The organism is Hoyosella subflava DQS3-9A1, from assembly GCF_000214175.1.
In the GTDB taxonomy this organism is placed as follows: domain Bacteria; phylum Actinomycetota; class Actinomycetes; order Mycobacteriales; family Mycobacteriaceae; genus Hoyosella; species Hoyosella subflava.
This window is the reverse complement of sequence record NC_015564.1, coordinates 2,095,159-2,121,971: the sequence shown is the minus strand read 5'-3', so window position 1 is coordinate 2,121,971 and position 26,813 is coordinate 2,095,159. Positions and strand designations below refer to the sequence as shown.

General features: G+C 63.4%; 24 protein-coding genes. 10 read left to right on the top strand and 14 right to left on the bottom strand.

The features are described 5' to 3' along the window. Positions 1-87 precede the first annotated feature (87 nt). Positions 88-891, bottom strand: coding sequence for a shikimate 5-dehydrogenase (locus tag AS9A_RS09915; RefSeq protein ID WP_041451771.1), 804 nt, complete (start codon positions 889-891; stop codon positions 88-90). Positions 892-903: 12 nt separating this feature from the next. Further along, entirely contained in the window at positions 904-4,506 is a 3,603-nt protein-coding gene (gene cobN / locus AS9A_RS09910) for a cobaltochelatase subunit CobN (protein ID WP_013806844.1), read from the bottom strand. 255 nt (positions 4,507-4,761) lie between these two features. Here cobN and AS9A_RS09905 point away from each other — a divergent pair, with 255 nt between their 5' ends. From AS9A_RS09905 to cobG, 4 genes are all read left to right on the top strand, one after another. Beyond that, on the top strand, positions 4,762-5,631 hold the full coding sequence (locus AS9A_RS09905; protein ID WP_041451006.1) for a helix-turn-helix transcriptional regulator: 870 nt from the start codon (positions 4,762-4,764) through the stop codon (positions 5,629-5,631). A gap of 226 nt (positions 5,632-5,857) precedes the next feature. Next, positions 5,858-7,174, top strand: a complete 1,317-nt coding sequence (locus AS9A_RS09900; protein ID WP_085930615.1) for an MFS transporter — start codon at positions 5,858-5,860, stop codon at positions 7,172-7,174. Positions 7,175-7,218: 44 nt separating this feature from the next. Then, positions 7,219-8,757: an AMP-binding protein gene (locus tag AS9A_RS09895; RefSeq protein WP_013806840.1), complete on the top strand. Its 1,539-nt coding sequence runs from the start codon at positions 7,219-7,221 to the stop codon at positions 8,755-8,757. Between the two features lie 60 nt (positions 8,758-8,817). After that, positions 8,818-9,996 (top strand): precorrin-3B synthase, encoded by a 1,179-nt coding sequence (gene cobG / locus AS9A_RS09890; protein ID WP_013806839.1) that lies wholly within the window; start codon positions 8,818-8,820, stop codon positions 9,994-9,996. On the opposite strand, the gene AS9A_RS09885 is transcribed toward cobG, so the two are convergent. Continuing rightward, positions 9,993-10,577, bottom strand: a complete 585-nt coding sequence (locus tag AS9A_RS09885; protein ID WP_013806838.1) for a DUF305 domain-containing protein — start codon at positions 10,575-10,577, stop codon at positions 9,993-9,995. The genes cobG and AS9A_RS09885 overlap by 4 nt on opposite strands. Positions 10,578-10,649: 72 nt before the next feature. On the opposite strand from AS9A_RS09885, the gene AS9A_RS09880 reads away from it, so the two are divergent. From AS9A_RS09880 to AS9A_RS09860, 5 genes are all read left to right on the top strand, one after another. Then, positions 10,650-10,856 (top strand): heavy-metal-associated domain-containing protein, encoded by a 207-nt coding sequence (locus AS9A_RS09880; protein WP_013806837.1) that lies wholly within the window; start codon positions 10,650-10,652, stop codon positions 10,854-10,856. A 46-nt stretch (positions 10,857-10,902) separates the two neighbouring features. Continuing rightward, complete coding sequence (locus AS9A_RS09875) at positions 10,903-13,188, top strand: heavy metal translocating P-type ATPase (protein ID WP_013806836.1); 2,286 nt, start codon at positions 10,903-10,905, stop codon at positions 13,186-13,188. Further along, entirely contained in the window at positions 13,185-13,502 is a 318-nt protein-coding gene (locus AS9A_RS09870; RefSeq protein WP_013806835.1) for a metal-sensitive transcriptional regulator, read from the top strand. The genes AS9A_RS09875 and AS9A_RS09870 overlap by 4 nt, the downstream gene beginning before the upstream one ends. An 82-nt stretch (positions 13,503-13,584) precedes the next feature. Beyond that, the gene (locus AS9A_RS09865; RefSeq protein ID WP_041451768.1) at positions 13,585-14,208 is read left to right on the top strand and encodes a precorrin-8X methylmutase; all 624 of its coding nucleotides are present in this window, start codon (positions 13,585-13,587) and stop codon (positions 14,206-14,208) included. Further along, the gene (locus tag AS9A_RS09860) at positions 14,205-15,707 is read left to right on the top strand and encodes a precorrin-2 C(20)-methyltransferase (RefSeq protein WP_013806833.1); all 1,503 of its coding nucleotides are present in this window, start codon (positions 14,205-14,207) and stop codon (positions 15,705-15,707) included. The genes AS9A_RS09865 and AS9A_RS09860 overlap by 4 nt, the downstream gene beginning before the upstream one ends. On the opposite strand, the gene AS9A_RS09855 is transcribed toward AS9A_RS09860, so the two are convergent. From AS9A_RS09855 to AS9A_RS09810, 10 genes are all read right to left on the bottom strand, one after another. Further along, on the bottom strand, positions 15,695-16,537 hold the full coding sequence (locus tag AS9A_RS09855; RefSeq protein WP_013806832.1) for a F510_1955 family glycosylhydrolase: 843 nt from the start codon (positions 16,535-16,537) through the stop codon (positions 15,695-15,697). The genes AS9A_RS09860 and AS9A_RS09855 overlap by 13 nt on opposite strands. After that, complete coding sequence (locus AS9A_RS09850) at positions 16,534-18,621, bottom strand: heavy metal translocating P-type ATPase (protein WP_013806831.1); 2,088 nt, start codon at positions 18,619-18,621, stop codon at positions 16,534-16,536. The genes AS9A_RS09855 and AS9A_RS09850 overlap by 4 nt, the downstream gene beginning before the upstream one ends. Before the next feature lie 60 nt (positions 18,622-18,681). After that, a complete protein-coding gene (locus AS9A_RS09845) occupies positions 18,682-19,428 on the bottom strand; it encodes a metal-dependent hydrolase (RefSeq protein WP_272942030.1) in 747 nt (248 codons plus the stop codon). Between the two features lie 142 nt (positions 19,429-19,570). Further along, positions 19,571-20,131 (bottom strand): GNAT family N-acetyltransferase, encoded by a 561-nt coding sequence (locus tag AS9A_RS09840; RefSeq protein ID WP_013806829.1) that lies wholly within the window; start codon positions 20,129-20,131, stop codon positions 19,571-19,573. Continuing rightward, a complete protein-coding gene (locus AS9A_RS09835) occupies positions 20,125-20,886 on the bottom strand; it encodes a DUF1906 domain-containing protein (protein WP_013806828.1) in 762 nt (253 codons plus the stop codon). Before AS9A_RS09835 ends, AS9A_RS09840 begins: the two co-directional genes overlap by 7 nt. Before the next feature lie 142 nt (positions 20,887-21,028). Then, positions 21,029-22,057, bottom strand: coding sequence for a YdcF family protein (locus tag AS9A_RS09830; protein ID WP_013806827.1), 1,029 nt, complete (start codon positions 22,055-22,057; stop codon positions 21,029-21,031). Positions 22,058-22,138: 81 nt separating this feature from the next. After that, positions 22,139-22,876, bottom strand: coding sequence for a cobalt-precorrin-6A reductase (locus AS9A_RS09825; RefSeq protein ID WP_013806826.1), 738 nt, complete (start codon positions 22,874-22,876; stop codon positions 22,139-22,141). Continuing rightward, positions 22,876-23,625 (bottom strand): precorrin-4 C(11)-methyltransferase, encoded by a 750-nt coding sequence (cobM, locus tag AS9A_RS09820; RefSeq protein ID WP_013806825.1) that lies wholly within the window; start codon positions 23,623-23,625, stop codon positions 22,876-22,878. Before cobM ends, AS9A_RS09825 begins: the two co-directional genes overlap by 1 nt. Beyond that, on the bottom strand, positions 23,622-24,836 hold the full coding sequence (locus AS9A_RS09815; protein ID WP_013806824.1) for a bifunctional cobalt-precorrin-7 (C(5))-methyltransferase/cobalt-precorrin-6B (C(15))-methyltransferase: 1,215 nt from the start codon (positions 24,834-24,836) through the stop codon (positions 23,622-23,624). Before AS9A_RS09815 ends, cobM begins: the two co-directional genes overlap by 4 nt. Further along, positions 24,833-25,618, bottom strand: a complete 786-nt coding sequence (locus AS9A_RS09810; RefSeq protein ID WP_237707899.1) for an SDR family NAD(P)-dependent oxidoreductase — start codon at positions 25,616-25,618, stop codon at positions 24,833-24,835. Before AS9A_RS09810 ends, AS9A_RS09815 begins: the two co-directional genes overlap by 4 nt. A gap of 31 nt (positions 25,619-25,649) precedes the next feature. Between AS9A_RS09810 and AS9A_RS09805 the strand changes: the two genes are divergently transcribed. After that, complete coding sequence (locus AS9A_RS09805; RefSeq protein ID WP_041451002.1) at positions 25,650-26,114, top strand: PPOX class F420-dependent oxidoreductase; 465 nt, start codon at positions 25,650-25,652, stop codon at positions 26,112-26,114. Here the strand turns inward: AS9A_RS09805 and AS9A_RS09800 are convergent. Next, positions 26,073-26,810, bottom strand: a complete 738-nt coding sequence (locus tag AS9A_RS09800) for a thioredoxin domain-containing protein (RefSeq protein WP_013806821.1) — start codon at positions 26,808-26,810, stop codon at positions 26,073-26,075. The genes AS9A_RS09805 and AS9A_RS09800 overlap by 42 nt on opposite strands. Between the last annotated feature and the right edge of the window lie 3 nt (positions 26,811-26,813).

Sequence of the window (26,813 nt, the reverse complement as noted above, 5' to 3'; positions counted from 1 at the left end):
TTTCGATAACGATCGGTGCGGCACTGCACGCGAAAGGACGGCAAAACGGTTCCGCCCAGGATAGCGGGAGCGGAGTATTCAGAGTAGTCAGGCGCGGGAGAACTCTGAGGCTCGCGCAATCAAGTCGTTGCTGGGGCGGATACCGGTGTACAGGGCGAACTGCTCGGCGGCCTGCAACGCAACGACCTGTGCACCGGTGATGACGGTTCGCTCGGCATCGATCGCCGCATCAATCAAGGGTGTGCACACTGGCATCGCAACCACATCGAACACGGTCTGTGCGTCCCGGATCTGTTGCTCAGTGAACGCGAGTTCATGCTCCTCAGCCCCGCCAGACATGCCGACGGGTGTGACGTTGATGAGCATGTCCGCAATTTCGCCTTCTCCGCTGGGCCGCCAGGTGTACCCGTAACGATCAGCGAGCGCAAGACCGGTTCCAGCGTTGCGCGCGGCGACGGTGACGTCAGCGAAGCCTTCGTCCCGCAGCGCGGCGACCACAGCTTTGGCCATTCCTCCGCTGCCGCGTACGAGCACGCGCGACGCCGTGTCGACCGGTTCGAGCAGGCTGCGAACAGCGACGTAATCCGTGTTGTACGCACTAAGGACCCCGTCTTCATTGACGATCGTGTTGACCGCATCGATCACCGCAGCGGACTGATCGATGCGGTCCACCAGAGGTATCACGTCCTCCTTGTACGGCATTGACACGCCACAGCCCCGGATCCCGAGCGCCCTGATCCCGGCGATGGCCGCGGGCAGGTCGGTCGTAGTGAACGCTTTGTAGAGGTAATTCAGCCCGAGTTCGGTGTACAGGAAATTGTGGAAACGCGTGCCAATGTTGCTCGGCCGCCCAGACAGGGAGATGCAGAGTTCTGTGTCACGATCCGGCATTGAAATCACAGCTCAATCTCCTTCGAGATCACCCTCGGTGCGTAGATACGCTTCCTTCAGTGCGCTGAGTGTGGCCGCGGATGGCTTCTCCCACATCCCGCGCTCGGCCGCTTCCAGAAGACGCTCCGCTATTCCATGCAGAGCCCACGGGTTCGACTCCTGCATGAACTTGCTGTTCGTCTCGTCGAGCACATAGTTGTCCGTCAACTGTTCGTACATCCAATCGGAGACGACTCGGGCTGTGGCGTCCAGCCCGAACAGATAGTCGACGGTCGCCGCCATTTCAAACGCCCCTTTATACCCATGACGGCGCATGGCGGCCATCCAACGGGGATTAACCACGCGGGCGCGGAACACGCGCCGGGTCTCTTCGCTGAGCGTGCGGGTGCGAACGCTGTCGGGGCGAGTGCTGTCACCGACGTAGGCCTCGGGGTCTTTGCCCGTCAGCGCGCGGACCGTCGCCACCATGCCTCCGTGATACTGGAAGTAATCGTCGGAGTCCGCGATGTCGTGCTCACGGGTATCGGTGTTCTTCACAGCCACGCTGATGCGCCGGTACGCGTCACGCATATCGTCCGCTGCCGGCACACCGTCGAGGCCACGGCCGTACGCGTATCCACCCCAGGCCGTATAGACCTGAGCCAAGTCGGCGTCGGAACGCCAGTTCTTCGCGTCGATCAACTGCAAGAGTCCCGCACCATAGGTACCTGGCTTTGAGCCGAAGATGCGTGTGGTCGCGCGTCGCTCGTCACCGTGTCGGTGGATATCAGCGGCAGCATGGGCTTTCACGAAGTTCTCTTCTGCTGGCTCGTCGAGCGCGGCCACCATCCGGAACGCGTCGTCGAGCAGCGCCAGTACGTGCGGGAACGCATCACGGAAGAAACCACTGATACGCACCGTCACATCGATGCGCGGTCTGCTGAGTTCCTCGAGCGGGATCACCTCGAGCGAGCGGACACGGCGCGATGCTTCATCCCACACGGGGCGCACACCGATGAGGGCAAACACTTCCGCGATGTCGTCTCCTGAAGTCCGCATCGCGGACGTCCCCCATACCGAAAGGCCGACAGATCTGGGCCAGTCTCCCTGATCCGCGCGGTACCGCTCGACGAGTGACTCGGCCATCGCCTGCCCGGTCTCCCATGCCAGCCGCGAAGGGATTGCCTTCGGATCCACGGAATAGAAATTGCGGCCCGTCGGGAGGACGTTGATCAGCCCTCGCAGCGGCGATCCGCTCGGCCCGGCCGGGATGAATCCGCCCTCGAGCCCGTGCAGAATCCGCGGGATCTCGTCCCGGGTCGCCCGGAGGCGCGGAATGACTTCGTCACACGTGAACTCGAGGATCCGCGCGACCGTGTCGTTGTCCGTGAGCTTGCGGACCTTTCTGCGCTTCCACTCCCTCGCCGCGAGCTGTTCCAGAAGGTGCCGAGCTTGCTCCTCGACATCGTCGACACGTGTTCGGCTCTCATCGCCCGCCTCACTCAAGCCCAAAGCTTCGCGCAGGCCAGGCACCGATTGCTCGCCGCCCCACATTTGCCGAGCCCGCAGCATCGCGAGAACAAGGTCGATCTCCTCATCACCCTCCGGTGCCCGGCCCAGGATGTGCAGACCGTCGCGAATCTGAACATCCTTGATTTCGCACAGCCACCCATCGACGTGCATCAGCATGTCATCGAACTCCGCGTCGTGTGGGCGCTCGTCCAGGCCAAGATCATTATCCATCTTTGCCGCTGTCATGAGCGTCCAGATTTGCTGCCGGATCGCGGGGAGCTTCGCCGGGTCGAGCGCCGCGATGTTCGAGTGCTCATCGAGTAACTGTTCGAGCCGCTGGATGTCTCCATAGGACTCAGCGCGCGCCATCGGGGGGATGAGATGATCGACGAGTGTCGCATGAATCCGGCGCTTAGCTTGCGTTCCCTCCCCCGGGTCGTTGACGAGGAAGGGGTAAATCAGCGGCATGTCCCCGATCGCGGCATCGGTCGCGCAGGAGGCCGACAGTCCGAGGGTCTTACCGGGCAGCCACTCAAGGTTGCCGTGTTTTCCGAGATGGATCATCACGTCGGCGCCGAAGCCACCCTCCTCGGGCGGGCCGGAGATCCAGCGGTACGCAGCCAGGTAGTGGTGGCTTGGGGGCAAATCGGGATCATGGTAGATCGCGACCGGGTTCTCTCCGAATCCGCGCGGCGGCTGGACCATGATCACCAGGTTCCCGAAACGCAGCGCAGCGAGAACAATCTCGCCACCTGACTTGTTCGATCGGTCGACAAACAGTTCACCTGGTGCAGGACCCCAGTGGCTTTCGACATCCTCCCGGAGGTCCTTGGGAAGGGTGTCGAACCATTTCCGGTACTTTTTCGCTGAGATGCGGAGCGGGTTGGCTTCGAGCTGCGTCTCAGTCAGCCAGTTCGGGTCCTGACCGCCGGCGGCGATCAGCGCGTGAATCAGTTCGTCGCCGTTTCCCGATGCCAGGCCGGGAGCCGCGCCGTCACCGTCCTCAGGACCGAGGTCGTAACCGGCCTCACGCATCGCTCTGAGCAGATGAATGGCACTCGCCGGGGTGTCCAGCCCCACTGCATTGCCGATCCGGGCGTGCTTGGTCGGGTATGCCGACAACATCAGTGCGACGCGCTTCTCGTGCGGCGCGATACGCCCGAGCCGCGCATGCTTTACCGCGATACCCGCAACCCTGCCCGCACGCTCGGGATCCGGAACGTAGGTCGATAACCCGTCGTCATCGATCTCTTTGAAGGAGAACGGCACCGTGATCAGCCGCCCGTCAAACTCCGGCACAGCTACCTGGGTGGCGACATCGAGGGGGGTAAGCCCATCATCATTGGCTTCCCACTGCGCCCGGCTGGAGGTGAGACATAAACCTTGCAGAATCGGGATATCGAGGGCAGCCAGCGCCTCGACGTCCCATGCTTCATCGTCGCCGCCAGCACCGGCAGTCGCGGGTTTCGTTCCGCCCGCGGCAAGCACCGTCGCGACGATGGCGTCACTCTGACCCAGCGCGTCGAGTAGTGCCGGGGCTGCGGTGCGCAGCGACGCACAATAGATCGGGATCGCCTGCGCGCCGTGCGCTTCGATCGCGTCACTGAGCGCATGGACATAGCCGGTGTTACCGGCGATGTGCTGGGCCCGGTAATAGAGAACAGCCACAACGGGCGTGTTCTCCGGATAGGCCACGACTTTACGATCGAGGTACCCCCAGTCCGGGAGCTGTTTCGGCGCCGCGAAGCCATACCCTGTGAGCAGAATCGTGTCCGACAGGAAGTTGAACAGTTGGCCCAGGTTTTCCGCACCACCCTGAGCCAGGTAGTTGTGGGTCTGGGCGGCGACGCCCGCGGGGACCGTGGACTCGTGCATCAGTTCGGCGTCCGGGGCGATCTCGCCGCTCACAACGACCGTAGGCAGATCAGCTTTGAGGACCGCTTCGATGCCTTCTTCCCAGGCACGCTTGCCCCCGAGGATCCTCACTACGACGAGGTCCGCGCCGTCAAGCAATCCTGGCAGGTCCGTCAGGTCGAGCCGCGCTGGGTTGCCCAGCCGGTAATCGGCCCCGCTTGCGCGGGCTGACAGCAAATCTGTGTCCGAAGTGGACAGAAGCAGGATCACGCGAAACCTTTCCCCGCCGGAGGTCACCCAGCCGTCAAACGACTGCTCATCGGGAGGGATGCTACCGGTTTGCCCGGCACGGCGCTGATGCGTCAAACCTGGGAGGTCCCGTGGCTGGGCAGCCCAGGTCCCACCGGATGTTCGCGGACGGTTGCGGAACTATGGGACGATGACATGAGATGCATCACACTCAAGATCATCTGTGATGCAGTACGCAGCCGTGTACCGAAGAAAGTAAGGGGAACCGGGGAATCCATGGAAGCGAGCGTTCACGACGCAATGCGATCCGCGCTACGGCGAGTTAAGGCGGACACGCAGCTCCCTGTCGTGTTCTCGGGAGATTACACCGGGAAAACGCTGACACTGAATCGGTTCATCGGGATGCGCACCGACGGTCTTCGAAATCTGTCGGTTGAGAGCGGTGCAGGTCTAGGTGGGCGCTGCGCCGTCACCGGGCGACCGCTGGTGGTGACCGACTATACGAGCAGCGACAACATCTCGCGCGAGTATGTCAACAATGTGCGGCTCGAAGGTCTCCGCGGGATGCTCGCCGTTCCGGTCGTCGTGAACAAGGTCGTGCGGGCTGTTCTCTATGGGGCAGTCCGCGAGGCAACGAACTTCGGAGACTCCGTTCGGGGTGCCCTCCTCACCTCCGCTAAGGAACTCGGTGACGAACTGCGAGTCCGCGAGGAAGTTGCGCGGCGCGCCGAGCAAGCCGAGTTCATGCGGGCTGACCTCAAAGCCGAAATGGCGGGCACCGACCGCGAAACTCTCCGTTTGTTGCACAGTGAGCTCCGCGCCATCGCCGCGCAGATCCCCGACCCAGAACTCCGCGAACGACTTACCAGGGCGGGGAGCGCGCTCGTCGCCGTGGGTCAGCAGGACGCGCCTGCTCCGGCGTCCACGACGAAGCCGACGCTACTTCAGGTACCCACACTGGCCCCGCGCGAGATCGATGTTCTGTCCCAAGTAGCGCTCGGGTGCACGAACGCTGAAATCGCATCCCAGCTCGCCCTCTCCGCAGAAACCGTGAAAGCGTACTTACGCAGTGCCGCAACGAAACTCGGCACGCGCACGCGAATGGAATCAGTCACCCGGGCGCGTTTGCTCGGCTACCTTCCGTGAGCTTTCGGACTGCGCGCTGAGCACTACACCCTTTCGGGGGTATTGGTGCGTGACCCGCATCACTACTTTTGTCTTACACCAGACAACCTGCCCGATATTTCGGGCTTGATCCGAGAGAGTGAGACAAAGGGTGTCTACGATTCGTACTGCCCCACCGCCACCGCCTCCGCCGCCGCAAGCTGCAGCTCCGTCGGCACACAAGGATCCCAATCAGAAGAAGACGAGCATGCGCCGCGTGGCGGCCGCGAGCTCGATCGGCACCACGATCGAGTTCTACGACTTCTTCATCTTTGGCACCGCTGCAGCGCTGGTGTTCCCAGCGGTGTTCTTCCCATCTGCCGATCCCGTGGCAGGTACGCTCGCATCGTTCGCGACATTCGCCGTCGCGTTCTTCGCACGTCCTGTCGGCGCGATTCTGTTCGGCCACTTTGGCGACAAGATCGGCCGCAAGCGCACCCTCGTGTGGACGCTGCTGATCATGGGCTTCGCGACGGTCGGCATCGGGCTGCTCCCTGGCTATGAAACAGGTGCCTTCGGCCTCTTCGAAGGCGGCATCGGAATCTGGGCGCCAATACTGCTGGTCACGGCTCGATTCCTGCAAGGTTTCGCCGTGGGCGGTGAATGGGCCGGTGCAACGCTGCTGACCGCGGAGTACGCCCCGCAAGGCAAGCGCGGAATGTATGCGATGTTCCCGCAGCTCGGCCCCGCCTTCGCCTTCTTCCTTTCCAGCGCCACCTTCCTTATCGCGAGTCTTACCCTCGGCACGACCAGCACCGCGTTCCTCGAATACGGATGGCGCATCCCGTTCATCCTGTCCTTCGCCCTCGTCGCGGTCGGACTCTGGGTCCGTCTCGCTGTTGCCGAAACGCCTGTCTTCCGTGAGAAGCTCGAGAAGAAGGCCGCCACCCCGGCCGCTGATGCACCCGCCGTCAACAAGCTGCCGTTCCTCGACGCATTCCGGTACCAGAGCAAGGAAATCTTCATCGCCGCCGGCGCGCTCGCAAGCTTGTTCTCGCTCTTTTACATGGGCACCGCGTTCATGACGAACTACGGTGTCGGCACCCTGAACCTGTCCCGCAACTACGTCCTCGCAATGGGCATGGTCGCTGCAGTGTTCTTCGGCCTTTCCACTGCCGCATCCGCGCTGTGGTCCGATCGCATCGGGCGCCGCAAGGTCATCATGGTCTCCTGTGGCCTCGCCATTCCTTGGGTGCTCGTGCTGTTCCCCATCCTGAACATGGGCGGTCCGCTCGCCTTCGCCATCGGCCTTTTCGGCACGCTCACCATCTTCGGTGTCGCCTACGGCCCGGCGGGTGCGCTGCTGCCAGAGATGTTCCAGGCCCGGTACCGCTACACAGGCGCAGGTATGGGTTACAACCTCGCCGGCATCCTCGGTGGTGCGCTTCCACCGCTGATCGCCGCGCCGCTCATCGCCGGACCAGGCGCCATTTGGGTGGGGGTAATGCTCGCAGCGCTGTCCACCATCAGCGTTTTGTGCACCTACAAGATCCTCGAGACGAAGGACCGCAACATCAACGCCTGACCTGGCGCGTTGCTCCTCCTACCTCCACGATTGGACGACACACCATGAAATTCCCGCTCACCATCGCTGATCATCTCTACCGCGCACAGACGGTCTATCCCGATCGGATCGCAATCGTCGACGAGCCGAACCAGCCCGCTCAGTCCCTCGGAGCGTTCACCTACCGTGAAATGGCTGACTACGCCGCGGCGCAGGCCGCACGGCTTGACCAGCTTGGTGTTCCTGCAGGAAGCCGGGTCGCGATCATCTCGCACAACTCGGCCCGGCTTCTGATCTCACTGTTTGGCGTGTCAGCGTGGGGCAGGATCCTCGTGCCGGTGAACTTCCGGCTCGCGGCGGCGGAAATCAAGTACATCATCGAGCATTCGGGCGCTGACGTTGTCCTCTGCGACCCCGAGCGCAAGGAGGTCCTCGACGACCTCGACGTGCCACATAAATATGTGCTGGGTGAGGATGACGACAAGATCTTCGCCTTCGGCATCACACCGGTGCCGTGGGAAGGCGACGAAGATGCGACTGCCACCCTGAACTACACGTCCGGCACGACCGCCCGGCCGAAAGGTGTGCAGCTGACCCACCGGGCCCTATGGCTCAACGCGGCGATCTTCGGACTGCACGCGGGGGTGAATGACAACGACGTCTACCTCCATACCTTGCCCACGTTCCATGCCAACGGGTGGGGAATGCCGTATACGGTCACCGGCATGGGCGCCAAGCACGTCGTCATCCGCAAGATCGATGGTTTCGAGATCCTCAGGCGTGTTCAGGAGCATGGCGTCACCATGATGTGCGCGGCGCCGGCGGTTGTCTCCGCCGCTCTCGACGCCGTCGAGGAGTGGAAGGCACTGGGCAACGGCCCTATTCCCGGTCACGGCACGCTGCGGATCATTGTCGCGGGCGCGCCACCCGCGACTCGCACGATCGAACGGGTGTGGGAAGAATTGGGCTGGGAGTTCATTCAGATCTACGGCCTCACCGAAACCGCACCGCTGCTGACGTTTAACCGGATGCGGTCGGAATGGTGTGACCTCGAGACTCGTGAGCGTGCACGCAACCTTGTCCGTGCCGGTGCTCCAGCGCTCGGCGTGCGCATCACGACAAATGAAACCGGTGAGATCCTGGCACGCAGCAACCACTCTCTCGATGCGTACTGGGAGAACCCGGAAGAGACCGACCGTGTGATGCAGGGCAACTGGTTTCATACCGGTGACGGCGGCACCCTCGCGGACGGTTACCTGACAATCGCCGACCGCAAGAAGGATGTGATCATCACCGGTGGCGAAAATGTGTCGTCCATCGAGGTTGAAGACGCACTCAGCTTGCACCCCGCGATCCAGGAAGTTGCCGTGATCGGCATCCCTGACCCGAAGTGGGGTGAGCTCGTCACCGCACTTGTAGTGTCGCGGGATCCCGAGTTGACGGGTGAAGCGCTCATCGCTCACTGTCGTGAGCACCTCGCCGGGTACAAATGTCCGAAGCGGATCGACTTCATCGAGGCGCTCCCCCGCACCGCCACCGGCAAGGTCCAGAAGTTCAAGCTCCGCCAGCCGTTCTGGCAGGGGCAGGAACGACAGGTTCACTGAATCCCGGGCGGCCACACACCCGCAGTCCCGACGGCACACCTGCAGGGGTGTGCCGTCGGCATGTTCGGTGTGTGGTGCCAGCTGGATGACCGCAGCTACCCTGGTCGAGTGAGTAGTAAGCCAGAAGATCGGTGCCCGGGCGCGTTACGGTTACACGAAGCCGCGGACGGTTTGCTCGCGCGTGTCCGTTTGCCCGGCGGCGCGCTGACTTCAGAGCAAATGCAGACGCTGGCGATGATTTCGCGCGAGCACGGCAACGACATTCTTGAGCTCACCTCGCGCGGCAACATTCAGATCCGTGGAATACGTGACGGCACGACTGTTGCGGCGTTGCTCGCCGACGCAGGACTGCTGCCCTCGGCGACGCATGAACGAGTACGCAATATCCTGAGTTCGCCGCTCAGCGGCCTGATCGGTGGCTTCGCAGACGTGCGGACATGGGTCAGTGACCTCGACGTAGCGCTTCGCGGTGACGAGGTGCTTGCGGACCTTCCCGGCCGATTCCTGATGGCGATCGATGATGGACGTGGCGACGTCGCGGCGCTGGATCCAGACATTGCCGCGATGGTCTACGACGAATCCTCAGTCGCGCTCCTCCTCGCTGGGCAGGACACCGGAATCCGGGTAACGCCAGATGAAACCGTGCCGCTGCTCATCAGGACTTCTCGCGCGTTTCTCACAGTCCGCTCATCTGAGTGGCGGGTGAAGGAACTGCCGCGGGGCGGGAACGAGATCGTCGATCACCTAGGGCTCAGCGCGGATCCTGATCACTCCCCGGTCGCGATCAGCTCACGTCCACTGCCACCGATCGGCTGGATCACGCAGGAAGACGATCGAATCGCCCTCGGTGCGGGTCTTAAGCTCGGCCGTCTCGACTCACGCCTTGGCGAGTTCCTCGCCGCGATCGAACGCGGGCTCGTCATCACTCCATGGAGAACCCTGGTGATCAGTGACCTCGATGAATGGCGCGCCGAGCAGGTGGTCCGTGTTCTTGCTCCGATGGGCCTGATTTTTGACGCCGAGTCACCGTGGATCGATGTCTCGGCATGCACAGGGAGCCCTGGGTGCTCCAAGGCAGTCGCCGACGTTCAGGCGGACGCAGCGCACGCCGTGGGCACCGGAAGCTCACCGGTGGAAGGCAAGCAGCACTGGGTGGGCTGCGAACGCGCATGCGGAACACCGCCCGGCGACATTTCAGTCGTCGTCGCTACGCCGGACGGGTATCAGATCCGCGCTTAGAGTTCGTTGAGGAGCATCCGCATCGAGTCGATTTCGGCGCGCTGAGTGTCGGCGATTTCTTGTGCGAGTTCGAGCGCTTCAGGATTCGAGCCCGTAAGCGTTTCTGCTTCGGCCATGACGACTGCGCCCTCGTGATGCACGATCATCTGCTCGAGGAACAGCCGTGCCGCTTCGACGCCCTCAGCGTCACGCAAGGCAGCCAGGTCGTCCTCGCCCATCATGCCGTGCATGTCGTGGTCCATTTCTGGGGTAGTGTCCGCGCCCCACGCTTCGAGCCAGCCTTCGAGCATCTCGATTTCTGGTTCCTGGGCCGCTTTGATCTCTTCTGCAAGGGCCTCGACGCGAGGGTCGATGTTGTCCTTGTCGAGGATGATGTCGCTCATTTCCACCGCTTGTTCGTGGTGCGGGATCATCCCCTGGGCGAACTCGATGTCAGCTTCGTTGAACTTTGCTTCTTCAGACACTTCCGCGGTGCCGTTCTCCACCGTCTCGTCCGTGCTGTTGTCATCATCGGTGCCGCACGCTGCCAGCGCGATCGCCAGACCTGCTGCGGTGACCGCTGCGAAGAGTCGCTTGCGCATTGTCATTCCTTCCCCAGTTGCTACGCATACCCTACGGGGGTACCCTAGCATCATTGACCGAGAGGAGCCATCATGCCAGTTACCACAACAATTACCGTCAAGGGTATGACGTGCGGGCATTGCGAGAGCGCCGTTCGTTCTGAGATCGCGGATGTCGACGGAGTCACCAGCGTTGACGTCGATCTGCCCAGTGGCGCCGTCACCATCACCAGTGACCATGAACTCGACGAGGCAGCAGTTCGAGCGGCTGTCGATGAAGCCGGATACACCGTCGCCTGACAGTCGATCAGCGTGACTTGACCAAATTTGATCATGGAGTTTTCTCATGAGATCCGTTCTGGACAATCAGCCAGCTACCAAAGTCATTGACCTCGATATCGGTGGCATGACGTGCGCTTCGTGTGCCTCGCGGATCGAGAAGAAGCTCAACCGCATCGAAGGCGTCACCGCTAGCGTGAACTTCGCGACCGAGAAGGCACATATCACCACGGCAGCAGATGACGTGACGCCCAACGACCTCATCAGCGTCGTCGAGAAGACCGGCTACACGGCGCTTTTGCACCGGCCAGATGTCAACGGCACCGCAGCCGACATCGATGCAGAAGATAACGCCGCTGTGAAGAAGCTCCGGCTGCGGCTCACGATCTCCGGGGTACTTAGCGTCCCCGTCATTGCGATGGCGATGATTCCGGCACTGCAGTTCACCTACTGGCAGTGGGTGTCACTCGCTCTCGCCACGCCCGTCGTCGCCTGGGGCGGCTGGCCCTTCCACCGGGCGACCATCGTCAACGCGCGCCACCGCACCGTCACGATGGACACACTCATTTCCATCGGTACTCTCGCGGCATTCGGCTGGTCGGTGTACGCCCTCTTCTTTGGCATGGCCGGACACCCGGGCATGACCCACGAATTCACGCTGATCCCCGCGCGTGGCGATAGCACGGCAAATATTTACCTGGAAGCCGCCGCAGGCATCACCGCATTCATCCTGGCAGGCAAGTACATGGAAGCCAGGTCGAAGCGCCGTGCCGGTGCCGCGCTGCGTGCGCTCGCTGACCTCGGCGCGAAAGACGTCGCGATCCTGCGTGACGGCAACGAGGTCCGGATACCAGTGAGTGACCTTGCGGTCGGCGACCGCTTCGTCGTCCGTCCTGGTGAGAAGGTCGCCACAGACGGCGAGGTGACAGACGGGACGTCGGCCGTTGACGAATCGATGCTGACCGGCGAATCCGTGCCAGTCGACGTCGCGCCCGGCTCCATCGTCACAGGTGCCACACTCAATACTTCCGGACGACTTGTTGTCCGCGCGACCGGTGTCGGCGACGATACGCGACTCGCTCAGATCCGCACGCTCGTCGAGAACGCCCAAACGGGTAAAGCACACATTCAGCGGCTCGCCGACCGAATCTCCGCCACGTTTGTCCCCTTCGTGATCGCACTGGCGAGCGCCGCCTTTGTGTTCTGGCTGGTGCGCGACGGATCGGTCCAGTTCGCGTTCACCGCTGCGGTCGCGGTACTGATCATCGCCTGCCCCTGTGCACTCGGCCTTGCCACACCTACGGCTCTGCTCGTCGGGACGGGACGTGGTGCCCAGCTCGGCATCCTCATCAAGGGGCCTGAGGTGCTCGAGTCAACCCGCACTGTAGACACCGTCGTCCTTGATAAGACAGGCACGATCACCTCAGGTCAGATGTCCCTGCGCGAGGTCATCACCGCTGACTCCACCACGCGAGCTGACGCATTCCGCTACGCGGGCGCGCTGGAAGACTATTCCGAACATCCCATAGCCCGGGCGATCGCTGCCGCGGCCCGCGAGGAAGTATCCAGCCTGCCGGGCGTCGAGCAGTTCGAGAACCTTGCCGGGCTTGGTGTCCGCGGAGAAGTGAACGGAACATTCGCAATGGTGGGGAGGCCCGCGATGCTGGCCGACTCGGGGATGACACTGCCGCCTGCTCTCACCGAGGCCACACGCGCTGCGGAACGGCAGGGCCTCACCGCTGTCGCGGTCGCGTGGGACGGATCCGCCCGCGGAGTGCTCGTGGTCGGCGACTCGGTGAAACCCGAGTCAGCCGCGGCGATCCGACGGATGCGCGAACTCGGGTTGCGAACAATCATGCTCACCGGTGACAACGAGACAACCGCTCGTGCTATCGGCAGCGACGTTGGAATCGATGACGTGATCGCCGGCGTCATGCCCGAGGACAAAGCGTCGACCATCACCCGGTTGCAGCAGGAAGGCAGCACCGTTGCGATGGTCGGCGATGGTGTCAACGATGCGGCGGCCCTGGCGCAATCCGACCTGGGCATCGCCATGGGATCGGGCACGGATGTGGCGATACACGCGAGTGATCTCACGCTTATCCGGCCTGATCTGAGCGCCGCCGTCGACGCGATCCGGCTCTCCCGCCGCACACTCCGCACTATCAAGGGGAATCTGTTCTGGGCGTTCGCGTACAACGTGGCGGCGCTGCCGGTTGCCGCGGCGGGGTTGCTGAACCCCATGATGGCAGGTGCGGCAATGGCGCTATCGTCGTTGTTTGTTGTCGGAAATAGTCTGCGGCTTCGCAGGTTCAAAGGCAGTTTCTTGTCGGCTTCAGCGAAAGGCACATGACGATGGAAGACCAGACGTGCACCACCGGCAACCATCACGGCTACATCACCAGCAAGGATGCCTACCTCAAGCGGCTACGCCGCATTGAGGGGCAGGCCCGAGGGCTGCAGCGCATGGTCGAAGACGAGAAGTACTGCATCGACATACTCACCCAAGTGTCGGCGATGAAGAGTGCGCTGCAAGCTGTGGCGCTCGGACTGCTCGACGACCACATGGCACATTGTGTCGCGGAGGCTGTCGCCGAAGGCGGCCCAGAGGCAGAGGCCAAGCTGAAGGAAGTGTCGGACGCAATCACGCGCCTCGTTCGGTCGTGATTCCGGGCGCCGCGGAAAGGGCCGTAGACTCACGCCCATGCCTGTGACACAAATGGCCGACCAGGAGCGGTATTCCGCACTGATGCACGACGGATACGAACGCGACGGCATCGCGATCTACCGGCAATCCTTCGCCATCATCCGCGAGGAAGCGGACCTATCCGGGTTCCCCGGCCCGGAAGCCGATGTGGTCGTGCGGATGATCCACGCGTGCGGCCAGACGGACCTCCCCGCGGAAGTGTCGTATACGCCTGGGGTTGTCGAGACGGCGCGGGCGGCCCTGCGGGCGGGAGCCCCGATCCTTGCGGACACGGCGATGGTTGCCTCCGGGGTGACGCGCAAACGTCTGCCAGCAGACAACAGCGTCGTGTGCACCCTCAGCGATTCCACCGTGGTCCAGCGTGCGGAACAGCTGGGCACCACGCGCACCGCTGCGGCTGTCGACCTCTGGGAAGACATCGTCGGCGGTGCGGTCGTCGCGATCGGGAATGCTCCTACAGCGCTCTTTCACCTGCTGGAACGGATAGACGGCGGCTGGCCTGCTCCCGCCGCGATCGTTGGCGGCCCAGTGGGATTCGTCGGCGCGACCGAGTCCAAAGAAGCACTCATCGCGTCAGGATTACCGCATCTCATTGTGCGGGGCAGGCGAGGCGGCAGCGCGATCACCGCGGCCGCCGTGAACGCGATCGCGAGCACGCAACTGTGACCGGAAAACTGTTCGGCATCGGTCTCGGCCCGGGCGACCCGGAACTTGTCACCGTCAAGGCCGCGCGCATCATCGCTGAAGCTGACGTGGTGGCGTACCACAGCGCACGCCACGGCCATTCCATCGCCCGTGGCGTCGCCGCTCCGTACCTGCGTGATGGGCAAGTCGAAGAAAAACTCGTCTATCCGCTGACAACGGAGACCACCGATCATCCCCGCGGGTACCAGGGCGCGATCGACGAGTTCTACGAAGAATCTGCTGCCCGCTTGGCCGCGCATCTCGATGCTGGCCGCAATGTTGCTTTGCTCGCGGAGGGCGATCCCCTCTTCTACAGCTCCTATATGCATATGCACAAGCGGCTTTCTGGCACCTATCAGACGGAGATCGTGCCCGGCGTCACCTCCGTGGCAGCGGCGTCCGCAGCCACGCAGACCCCGCTTGTGGAGCGCGATGAGGTCCTGACGGTCGTGCCGGGGACGCTGCCCGTCGCTGAACTCGCCGACCGGCTCGCAAACAGCGATGCGGTCGCGATCATGAAACTCGGCCGGACATTCGGGGCTGTCCGCGAGGCTCTCGAAAAATCGGGGCGGCTCGAGGAGGCCGTGTACGTCGAGCGCGCGAGCTGGAGTGCGCAGCGAGTCCTCCCGCTCAAGGACGTTGAACCGGACGAGGTGCCTTATTTCTCAGTGGCGCTGATACCGTCCCCTCTCAATGCAGCCGCCCCGCATAGTTCGCGGGGCGAGGTGGTGGTAGTTGGGCTGGGCCCGGGTGATCCTGAATGGACAACCCAGGAAGTGCGGCGCGAGCTGCGCGCAGTGACAGATCTCGTCGGCTACGGGCCGTACCTGGCGCGTGTCGCACCGAACGCCTGGCAGCGCCATCATCCGTCTGATAATCGTGTCGAGGAAGAACGCGCCGCGTTCGCCCTGGACCTCGCGCGCGGTGGTGCCCGGGTCGCCGTGGTGTCGTCCGGTGATCCTGGCGTGTTCGCGATGGCCACCGCGGTGCTCGAGGTGGCGTCGCGAGCCGAATACGCTGACATCCCGGTACGCGTCGTTCCCGGACTCACCGCGGCGAATGCGGTGGCTGCGCGCGCTGGCGCCCCCCTGGGCCACGACTATGCCGTGATTTCCCTCTCTGACCGGCTCAAGCCGTGGGATATCGTCGAGGAGCGCCTCACCGCCGCCGCGAAAGCTGATCTTGCGATCGCAATCTACAACCCGGCATCGAAGAGCCGCACCTGGCAGGTTCAGGCAATGAAAGAGACATTGCTCCAGTACAAGTCACCGGAGACCCCGGTGGTGATCGGCCGTGCCGTGGGCAGCCCGAACGAGGATGTGAAGCTCGTGCCTCTCGGGTCGCTCGACCCCGCTGACGTTGACATGCGCTGCCTGCTGATCATCGGTTCCTCACAAACCGTTATGGCTGAGCGTTCCGCGAGTCCTGTGGTCTACACGCCGCGCCGGTATCCGGCCTCTTCGTTACCTCAGAACTCGTAAAGCTCGGAGAACGTGGTTCCGCCGTCGGAGGATTGGTAGACCGCGCGGGCAGTGGCGACGTACACGTGGCGCTCATCGGTGGCCAGGAACGCATGGGGCGGATCAGCCACGGAACCGCGTGCTTCCCAGGATTCGCCACCGTCCCGGCTCCGGTAGAGGGTGCCGTCTTCGTCGATGCCGAACAGCTGGTTTTCTCGAGGCCAGTCGATGAGGGTCAGAGCCGGTGCCGTGTCGATGACTTCAAAGACACGCCCGCGATCTGTGCTGCGTGCTGGTCCCCGCTGCACCGTTGCGATCAGCTCGGCAGGGTCAACGGGTGAGACGGCGAGATCAGACGCCGGGAAGCGGGCGCCTCCAGTCCAGGTCACTGTGTCTTCGCTGACCATGACCTGCTGGTTCGTGCTGTCGTAGCCGTAGACGTTGCCATGCTTGAATTCGAGGGCGTGGAAGTCGGCTGAACCGGAGAGCGACACCGTCTCCCAGGAGACTCCCCCATCTGTGCTCTCGATCAAACCGAGGTTGATGGGCTGTTCCGCATCGTCCGGACTCGGATGTCCGCTGGCAAGAAAGTGATCAGGCCCCACAACCGCAAAGCCCATGAAGTCCTGAATCACATCACCGACTCGCGCAACTCCGCTCTCCGTTATGCGGAAGATTCCGTAATGGGTGCCCGCATAGAGTTCGCCGTCCGCCGGGTTGATGCCGAGCCCGTGGATGTGGCCGATGCCCGGGTCGAAGTCCCGTTCCTGCTCCTGCTCTGAGGAGCAGCCCGACAGCCCTACTAGGGCTGCGGCAGCCAAAGCCAGCGCGCCTCGTCGTCCCAAAATCACCGTGCTGCTCCATTCACCGAGAGGGGTGCGGGTTCGAGGTTAACGCGGCGCAAGAACTGCGCGTTAATAGCCACCACAATCGTTGATGCGGACATCAGCACCGCGGCCATCGCGGGTGGCAGGACGAAGCCGCTGAACGCCAGAACACCTGCGGCGAGTGGGATGGCGACAATGTTGTACGCAGTCGCCCAGACAAGGTTTTCCCACATCTTTCGATACGACCGCTTCGACAGAGTGATAACCGAGAGCACTGCGCGTGGGTCGTCTGAGGCCAGGACCACACCTGCCGATTCGATAGCCACATCTGTCCCCGCACCGATAGCAATGCCTGCGTCGGCTCGCGCCAGGGCAGGAGCGTCGTTCACGCCGTCTCCCACCATCGCGACACTGTGCCCGCGTGATTGAAGCTCCCTGACCTTGGCTTCCTTGTGTTCTGGAAGAACACCGGCGAAGACCTCGTCGATTCCTAGCTCGTGGGCCACGGCGTCAGCGACTTGCTGTGCATCTCCAGTCACCATGGCGACCTTCACCCCGTGGCGGTGCAATTCCGTGACGGCGACACGAGATTCGGCGCGTACAGCATCTTCAAGAGCAAAAGCGCCCACGACAGCACCGGCAGCGACGACATGGAGGACGGAGGCTCCGCGGGAGCGCCACTGAGTTGTGTCGGCACGCAGCGACTCGGGCTCCTGCAGTTCCAGGTCGCGCAGGAGCGCCGGCCCGCCGACATAGGTTTCACCTCCGTCGACTCGAGCCATCACGCCCCGGCCTGGGAGGGACCGGAAATCGGTGGCTCTATAGCGAGTTGCGCCTGCCCCGGCCCGACGCACGATCGCACGGGCGACCGGATGTTCGCTGTCTCGCTCGACCGCAGCAGCAAGCGCCAGGACCTCCTCCTCCGACTCCGACGAGCCAGCAACGGCGACGTCGGTCACCTGGTGCTGCCCCTCTGTCAGCGTGCCTGTCTTGTCAAACAAAACGACGTCGACCGTGCGCATGCGCTCCAGAGTGAGACGATCCTTCACCAGGATGCCAGCGCGGGCTGCGCGTTCTGTGGAGATCGCGATGACGAGCGGGATCGCAAGCCCCAGAGCATGCGGGCAGGCAATCACCAGCACCGTGACGGTGCGGACTACCGCATCATCGATGTTGCCCACCATCAGCCATATCACGAAGGTAGCGGCGCCCGCGGCAATCGCGAAGTAGAAAAGAAAGGCGGCGGCACGGTCAGCGAGTGCCTGAGCGCGCGAGGACGATGCCTGGGCGGCCGCAACCAGCCGCTGAATGCCCGCAAGGGCGGTGTCCTCCCCGATCGCCGTGACGCGGACGTGCAAGGAACTATCGGTCGCAACTGTTCCGGCGACCACAGGTTCACCGGAACCTTTGGAAACCGGCTTCGACTCGCCCGTAATCATGGATTCATCCATGTCGGCCGTGCCCGAGATGATGACACCATCCGCTGGGACCCGCCCACCAGGCCGGACGATGACCAGATCACCACGGGCGAGTTCCGACGCCGCGACGGTCTCGACCGTTTCACCATCGTCACCCGTAAGCCGCTCGGCCTGGTCAGGCAGCATCGCAGCGAGGGCATCGAGGGCGCCCGATGCTGAGCCAAGTGCGCGCATCTCCAGCCAGTGTCCGAGCAGCATGATCACGATGAGGAGGGCTAGTTCCCACCAGAAATCGAGGTTCATTCCGCCGATCTCGAGAGTGGTCGCCCAGGACGCGAGGAACGCAACCGTGATGGCCATCGCGATCAGGATCATCATCCCCGGCTGGCGGGCTTTGAGTTCGCGGACCCCGCCGGTGAGAAACGGCATACCCCCGTAGAAGAAAATGACGGTGCCCAGGACAGGCGGGATCCAATCGGCACCGGCGATGTGCGGGATGGTGTAGCCGAGCAGGTCCGCAACCATGTGGCTGAAGTACACGACGGGAACGGAGAGAACCATGCTTGCCCAGAAGCGCTTCCGGAATTCCTCGCCGTGCGCGCCGTGGCCTTTGTGCCGGTCGACGATCTGCGTCTCGTCGTGCGTGGTGTGTGGGTCTCGTCTCGCCATTTCCGCGTGCTGGTGGTCCATGACAACTCCTCACTGCAACCTGCTGCCACTATACCCCCATAGGGTATATGCGCAAGACCGTTAGGCTACTAGCCAGTCCGCCGTCCACCACACGTGGCCGCTCAGGACAGCCGGCCCGATCCACAGTGATGCCGCGAGCGCGGCACTCGTCAGAATCTGCTCACGAGACCCGCCTGCACGGCCAAGAACAGGAATACGAAGACGGACCCGCGGCAGCGGCCAGAAGAAATTCGGCAATCCACGCACCGTCATCGCGTCTTGCAAGCAGTGCAGGAGGCAGCCGATCGCAGCCGTCCACGGCATCCACCACCACTCCTCAGGCGCGAGCCACAGCGCCAGTGCCACGATGCCGGCCGCCTCGAGCGCGATGATCTCATCGCCGATCAGTCGGGACCGCAGCACAGAGAGCCCGAGCGTCAGCATCATCGTGTACGCGAGGAACCACATCATGACGATGAGTGCCCAGTTTGCGGGCAGGACAACATCACCAAATTCGTGTGGCACGCGCGCAAGCGCTCCCGCAAGCACACCCATCAGCACTGCGAACGCGAGGGTATGTGTCTTCCCGACCCGGTGACCGCCCGACAGTTTCCCAACAACGCGGGCGAAGAACTTCGAGATCGGCCCCAAAGTCCGCGCGAGCCGAGCATCCGAATGGTCCCAGTCCGGCCACACCGACCATCCCGCGATGGCGATCGTCGACACGATGATCTCCCCCGCCGACATAGTGTGCCCTGCGGCTGCGGCGACTGGTGGCGCGCACGCCAGCCATAGGACGCTCGTCGTCGCCATGTGCCCCCGGCCCATCATCGCCCCGTGAACTCCAATCGAGTGTTTGCTTAGCGATACGAAAACTGTTGCAAAGCAAAGCAATACAGGACGACTCTGACAATTTTCCGGATTTGTGCCGCGCATCACCCGCAAGGGGGCGCACCGTTCGCGGTGCGGATCAGAAGCACCCGCCGCGCCACTCGCTTCGAGTCACGCGCCAGACGCACTCCCGGCCGCTCTGCCCTTCGGCACAGCGCGGAGCTTCATACGTTCCGCACAACGTGAACCCCAGCCTGCGCGGGATCCTGGCACTGAGGTGGTTCGCTTCGTCATGGTGGATTTCGACATACCTGAGCGCAGCATCGCGGAACGCGTAGCTGGCCAGCGCACGCGCGGCCGCAGTGGCGACACCACGCCGCACATGACGTACGTGCGTCCAGTAGCCAATCTCGACGCCGTCGGGATCGACGCGGCGGTGCAGTCCCACAGCACCTACCACCCTCGCCTGCTCGAACACGCCGAAGTGCTCGTCGCCGCCACTTCGTGCGATGTTCCGCCAGTAGGTGATCAGCTCTCCACGCTGTTCAACTGTGAGGGGTTCAGAGTCAAACCAGGGCATCCACGGCCGCAAATGGGCCGAACTCAGCGTGACGGCTTCTGCAAGCAGGTCAGCGTCGCCGGTCTCCCACCACCGGATTGTGTAAGGCCCCGCCTCGATTGGTTCCGGCTCAATTACCACTGACCGTAATGTGACTTGAGGATTCGGTTCCGGTCGATTCCGATGCCGTCGACCTTCATTCGGTCGATCTCGAACTGATGGATGTGCGCGGCAGGATGCACCCTGCCCCCAGATCCCCAGTTGTGCATCCAGAAGAACGTCCCTAAGCCACGGCCACGCAAGAAATCGATCGTCGGATAGTTCGCGTACACACCAGTACGGCCTTTGCCGATGACTGATTCCCAGCCCCGAATGTAGCCAGCCACAAGTTCGAGCTCACTTGACGTCGGGTTGTCATCGATTGCCGCGTAAATCGGCACATTCGATGGCCCTCCAGCAGCTTGATGCAGCGCGATCCCCTTGGCGGCGTGGGTGACTCCCCCATTGAAGCCCGCGCGCCAGTCACTCGTCGCGCCCTTGCCGAACTGATAGCAGGACACAATCACCAGGCCGTTCGCCTTCATATCGGCCACCTCTGCGGCGCGCATCGGCTTACCGTGCATCCAGGATTCGCGCCGCTCCGACATGTACCGGATCACGCCGCGGTAGCCTGCATTTTTGATCGAACGTCCTGACGGGACGCCCGCCGAATAGTCGATCAGCGTCTGCCCCACGTCGTTTGAGTTCGGTGGCGGGCTCGGCTGAGGCGACGGCGGTGGTGTGCCGCCTGGACCAGGTGAGTTCATCAGATCGTCGAGCGAGCCGAGTAGACCCGGCGCGTTCAGCGCAAGTCCGCCGAGGGCGGCGTGCTGAATAAAAGATCGTCGGGTGGCCATAACGTCCTCTCGGTAGCGGGAGGCTAACGGTGCGTCGCTATATTAACCACATTGTTATCTTGAGTACGGAAGTATCTCAAAATTCTCAGAAATCACATTAGTCCCGCGTGTCCCCTTGCGCGTTCACCACCGCACCTCATGGTTACTGGGCCGACAGTGAACCACTGGACTCCATAATGAGGTCGAGAAAGCGGCCAACGACGTCAGAGAGCCCTGCGAAGTCAGCCGCGCCCGGCAGCGCACCCCCGCCTGGGTCCGGCTGAGCGGATCCGGTCTTCGTTACCGGGATTCCTGCGGCACGCGTCGCTTCGAGCCTGATGCCAGCCTGCTGTTCTCTCGTGTATGGGGTCAGATACTTGTCCAGATCCGTCGCGGTGGTAACCGCACCCGTCACCCTGGTGCCGGCACTCGCGAAGTTAGCCGCGGCGCGTCTGATATGACTCGGCGACGTCACGAGAATGGCCTCCGCGATACCTCGTTGTCTTAGCAGTTCCGTGGTGTACTGTGCGTTCGTCACCGTCGACGTGGACCGATCCTCGGTGGTGATGCGTGATTCAGCCACACCATGTACGAGTAGCCACGCTTTCATCGCGGCAGCCTCGGTAATTCCCCTTTTCGGAACGCCACCAGTCACGAAGACCGGGATGTCCGGTGTGGCGTGGGCCTGTCGCAAGCCGGCCTGAAGCCGATTGACAAGTTCCGCCGCCATAGTGCCGTCGTCGCGTAACCCATAACCGAGAATCACGATTGCCGTCGGCGATGACGGTGCGGCGACGGTCTGGGTAGACGGCACAATCTGTGCCGCAGCGTTAACACCATCGATGACGTTGCGCGCGGTCAGCGCTGCAGCAGGGTTGATGTCGCTCAGCCTGCTGAGCGCCGCATCGCGAGCCGCGGCGTCCTCTATCTGCTCTGACCAGATTGCCTGCAGCGCCAGCGCGTCAGCATCGCTGGACGTCATGGCCAGCATGCTCTTGAGGTCGGCGAGTCCGCCAGCAGCATCATGCGCGGCGAACTTCACTTGCGCTCGGTTGTAAAGACCAGCGGCATCCATCTCGGTCGAGACGTGGACCACGTTCGCGGAACCGGCAGGCGGAAGCGTCGACGTGGCATTCCCGCCCAACGCTGCACAGGCAACGGCAGATACCGTCACTAGGCCAACTTTGGCCACTCTAGACACATGAGTCACCCCGGTCACACTATGTGGTGCAGGCCACAAGCAGACTCCAGCGCGACGACGGGCCAATAACAATCAGCAGAGTTCGCGTGACACGGCTTTCACCCAGCGCACCGCTGCACGCGTGGAAGAAACCGCGGCCGTTCCCAGGGGTAAGGCGGGCCGCCGCACCATCACAACAGGGATGCCAAGCTCGCGCGCGGCGGCAAGTTTCGCGTATGTCTGCTCACCGCCGCTGTTCTTGGTCACCAGTACACCGATGCGAAAGTGCTCCATCAGAGAACGCTCGTCGCTGGCACGGAACGGGCCCCGCTGGGTGATGAGGTGCCACCCGCCAGGAAGGTCCCACCCGGGCGGATCGATCACCCGCGCGACCACTGACCGCAAGGCCGTGAATGACCGCATCTCCTGCCGCCCGATAGTGAGGAAGACAGGCTGACCGAAGCGGGCCGCCCGCGCGCACGCGTCGTCCATGGAGTCCGCGGCTTCCCAAGTGTCTTCGCGCCCAGGCAGCCAGGGCGGCCGATGCACCACAAGTAGTGGTGTCCGCGCTGCCCGGGCCGCTGCAACCGCGTTGGTAGTAATCCCCTGCGCAAACGGATGCGTCGCGTCAAGCACCGCACCGATGCGCTGCTCGCGCAGCCAGGCCGTCAGCCCCTCCGCACCGCCGAACCCCCCGATCCGCACCCTTCCATCCGGCAAGACTGGATCTGCCAGTCGGCCAGCCAGCGACGACACCACCTCGTACTCTTCCTGGAGCCGTCGCGCCAGGGCTCTGGATTCCCCAGTCCCGCCCAGGATCAGCACCCGCATCAGTGCGTTGTCCGCGTCCGCGCCACTGAGTACAGGTAACTGTCCGGGAAGCCCTCGGCGGCGAGCACTCGGCCGACGATGATTACAGCGGTCCGCCGGATCTCCTGTGCGTGAACAGCGTCAGCAATCGTGCCGAGCGTCCCACGGACAATTTTTTCGTCCGGCCGGCTCGCGAACGCAACCACCGCCACGGGACAATCCGGGCCATACGACGGGAGCAGTTCCGACACGACGCGGTCGATGTGTCCGACCGCGAGGTGCAGCACGAGCGTGGTGCGAGTCTGCGCGAGGTTCCGCAGCTCTTCGCCCGGAGGCATTGCGGTCGCGTCGACCGCGATGCGTGACAGGATTACAGTCTGTCCCACCCCGGGGACGGTGAGTTCGCGGCCAAGTGCGGCTGCCGCGGCTGCGAATGCCGGTACGCCGGGGACGATTTCGTACTCAATTCCGGCCTGTTCAAGCCGACGGACTTGCTCCGCGACGGCGCTGTAGATCGACGGATCACCTGAATGTACGCGCGCCACATCGTGGCCATCGCGGTCCGCAGCGATGATGCGCTCCACAATGTCGGGCAGACTCATTCGGGCGGTATCAACCTTCACGGCGTTCTCCGGGCAAAGGTCAAGAAGCTCCGCCGGGACGAGGGATCCCGCGTACAAGCAGACCGCAGACTCCGCGATGCGGCGCTGGCCGCGCACGGTGATGAGATCTGCGGCGCCAGGTCCGGCACCGATGAAATACACCGTCATGGTTTAGTTCCTATCCATTGCGTACCCGGCAGCTGTGGACGCCAGGCGGTGAATTCGCCGAGCGGAGCCGCACGGTACACCTGCAGTTTCCGCATTGATCCCCCACAGCGTGTAAACCAGTCCAGGAGCAGCGTCTCTGACTGCGCTGTGACCGCGTTGACCACCATTCTGCCGCCTGGTGGAAGGCGACTCCAGCAGGCGTCGAGCAGGCCATCTTGGGTCACCCCGCCGCCTACCATGATCGCGTCAGGTGCAGCCACTCGCGGGGCCAGTTCGCTGAAACTCTGTGGTGCGGCTGCGGCGATCACCAGACCCGGGACGCCGAGTTGCTCCGCGTTGCGTTTGATCCGCGGCACCCGGTCAGCGTCAGATTCGAAGGCTACCGCGCGGCACAGTGGGTGCGATCGCATCCACTCGATCGCGATGCTTCCGGACCCCGCGCCGACGTCCCACAGCAGTTCGCCCGGTGCGGGGGCCAATGCTGACAGCGTGAGCGCACGCATTTCCTGCTTCGTCAGCTGGCCGTCCTCCCCGTAGACCGCGTCGGGCAGCCCTGGGATGCGCGTAAGCCGCGCTGGCATCGTCCCCGCAACCTCGATCGCGACGATGTTGAGGCTGTGGCCGGTGCCATGAGACCACAGCTGCGCGGTACCTTCCACGACATGCTCGTCAGGCCCGCCGAGCCGCTCGAGCACTGTCACCAACGACGAACCGTACCCGTGACCGGTGAGGAGCTTCGCCACCTCAGCCGGCGTGTGCTCATCCTCGCTCAGAACGAGCAGCTTCCGGCCCTGCGTCAATTCGGGCACGAGGCTCGAAACATCTCGGTTGACCAGGCTCACCACCGGGGTTTCGTGCAATGGCCAGCCCAGCCGTGCGCACGCGAGCGATGCTGACGAGACATGCGGAACAACATTCAAACCCTCAGGTCCAGCGATCCGCGCCAGTGTCACACCGATGCCGTGGAACATCGGGTCCCCACTCGCGAGCACACACAGGCCCGAGTCCCGGTGCGCGTGAAGCAGACCTGGCAGCGCAGGCATGAGCGGTGAGGGCCACGCGATGCGTTCCTGCCCCAAGTCCGGCACGAGCGCAAGCTGGCGGCCAGACCCCACGAGTACCCGAGCCTGCTCAATAGTGTGACGCGCCTTGGCTGACAGTCCGGCCCAGCCGTCAGCGCCGATACCGACGACAGCAATCCGCTTGGTCATCGGGGCATTCTCCGCCAGATCGGCTGGGGCACATACCGCAGCACGGCGAACAACAAGCGAAGCGCATTCGGCACCCATACGCGTCCACGGCGCCGCAGGATCGACTTGTGTACCGCGTCGGCTACCTGTGGCGGTGTACTCGACAAGGGTGCCGGATCCATGCCCTCAGTCATCCGTCCGATGACGAAACCCGGACGCACCAGCAACAGATGAACACCGCTCCCGTAGAGAGCATCACCGAGCCCGCTCGCGAAGGCGTCGAGCCCCGCTTTCGCTGATCCGTATACGTAGTTGGCGCGGCGCGCGCGCATGCCTGCCACCGATGAGAAGACGACTATGTGGCCGCTTCCCTGAGCGCGGAGTGCCACGGCAAGGTGAGTCAGCAGACTGATCTGCGCCACATAATCGGTGTGCACGATCTGCACTGCATGCTCCGCATCGGCTTCGGCCCGTCCCTGGTCACCGAGGATCCCGAAGGCCAGTACAGATACCCCGATCAGACCTACTTCATCAACAATCTGGTTGAGCACCTCCCCGTGACGGGAGATGTCGTCTGCGTCGAAATCAATGGTAATGACGCGCTCAGCACCCGCCGCCCGCACCTGGTCGGCCTCGTCTGCAAGAGGAGCACCCTCGGCACGGGCACGCGCCGCAAGGACCACGGTGCGGCCTGGCGCCAGTCGTGCAGCGACCTCCAATCCAATTTCACTGCGGCCCCCGAAGATCACCACTGCACCGGGATCCGGTGCTCGGTGCTGCCGCTTCACCTGCAAGATAGTCACGTCTCTAGTGTGCTCGACTACCGTGGGCGGCATGGCACACACCCCTGCTGACCTCAATTCAGAGGCTCTCGATTTCCTGACCGAACGTCACCTCGGGTCGCTGACGACACTGCGCTCCAATGGGCTGCCGCACGTAGTGGCCGTCGGTTTCACGTGGGACCACGACGCGGGGATCGCTCGGGTGATTACGAGTGACGGCAGCCAGAAGGTGCGCAACGTCGAGCGCACCGGGTACGCGACCGTCTTCCAGGTTGAGCGCGCGCGCTGGCTCGCCCTGGAGGGCCCCGCTGTCGTCCGCCGCGAGCCTGAGGCTGTCCGAGTCGCTGAGAACCGCTACGCCTACCGCTACCGTCAGCCTCGCGTCAATCCTAAGCGCGTCGTCATAGAGATCTCCGTGTCCCGAATCCTGGGTTCTCGCTCCCTTTTCGGCGATACCGGGGACTCACACGGCGGTTCAGCTTTCGTTTCCGGCCGCGCGGACCGACGCAGCGAATGAGCCCGGACCCACCGGCGTGTGCCGCTCACCGTTGATCAGGACTACGGGCAGTTCGGCGGGCTCATCTGCGGTCCAGCGCTCTGTAGTTTCGCGGATGTGTTCCGCGAAACGGAGTTCGCGGACACAATTTTCGACAGCGTGCGATGCGCCGTACACATGCGCGGTTTCGATGAGCGTCGCGTCATCGAGAGGAAGATCGGCGTCCGCCGCGAGTTGCTCGTACAGTCCCGCCCGGAACGCTGGCCAATTGGCGATGTCGTCACTTGCCACACAGAGCGTCGAGTTTGCAATACGGAGTGCGGCGGACTGATCTGGCCCGGCAGGGTGGGCGACGGCTACGAACTCGACGGCAGCGTCGCCTCGCTCCGATAGTTCGCGCAGTACAGGGCCGTAGCTTAGTGCGAAATCCTGACAACCCTCACACAGGAAATCCTCGACGATCGTCACAACCGGGCGGCTGGCTGGAACCGCATAACCAAGGGGAACGCGCACCGCGCCGTCCGCTGTACCGGGTGGTGGGGTTTCATCTTCCAGCGACGTCGTCGGGTGCGGGGTGCCGACAGCAGAGCCTGGCTCCCCGACAGTTTCCTCACCGCGCGCGAAAATGATGATCACCGTGATGGCCGCGAGAACAAGAGCGGCCAGCGCCCCGAAGCGCATCAGCCGCGCATAGCGTGGCTGCTCGTTCCCGGCCACATC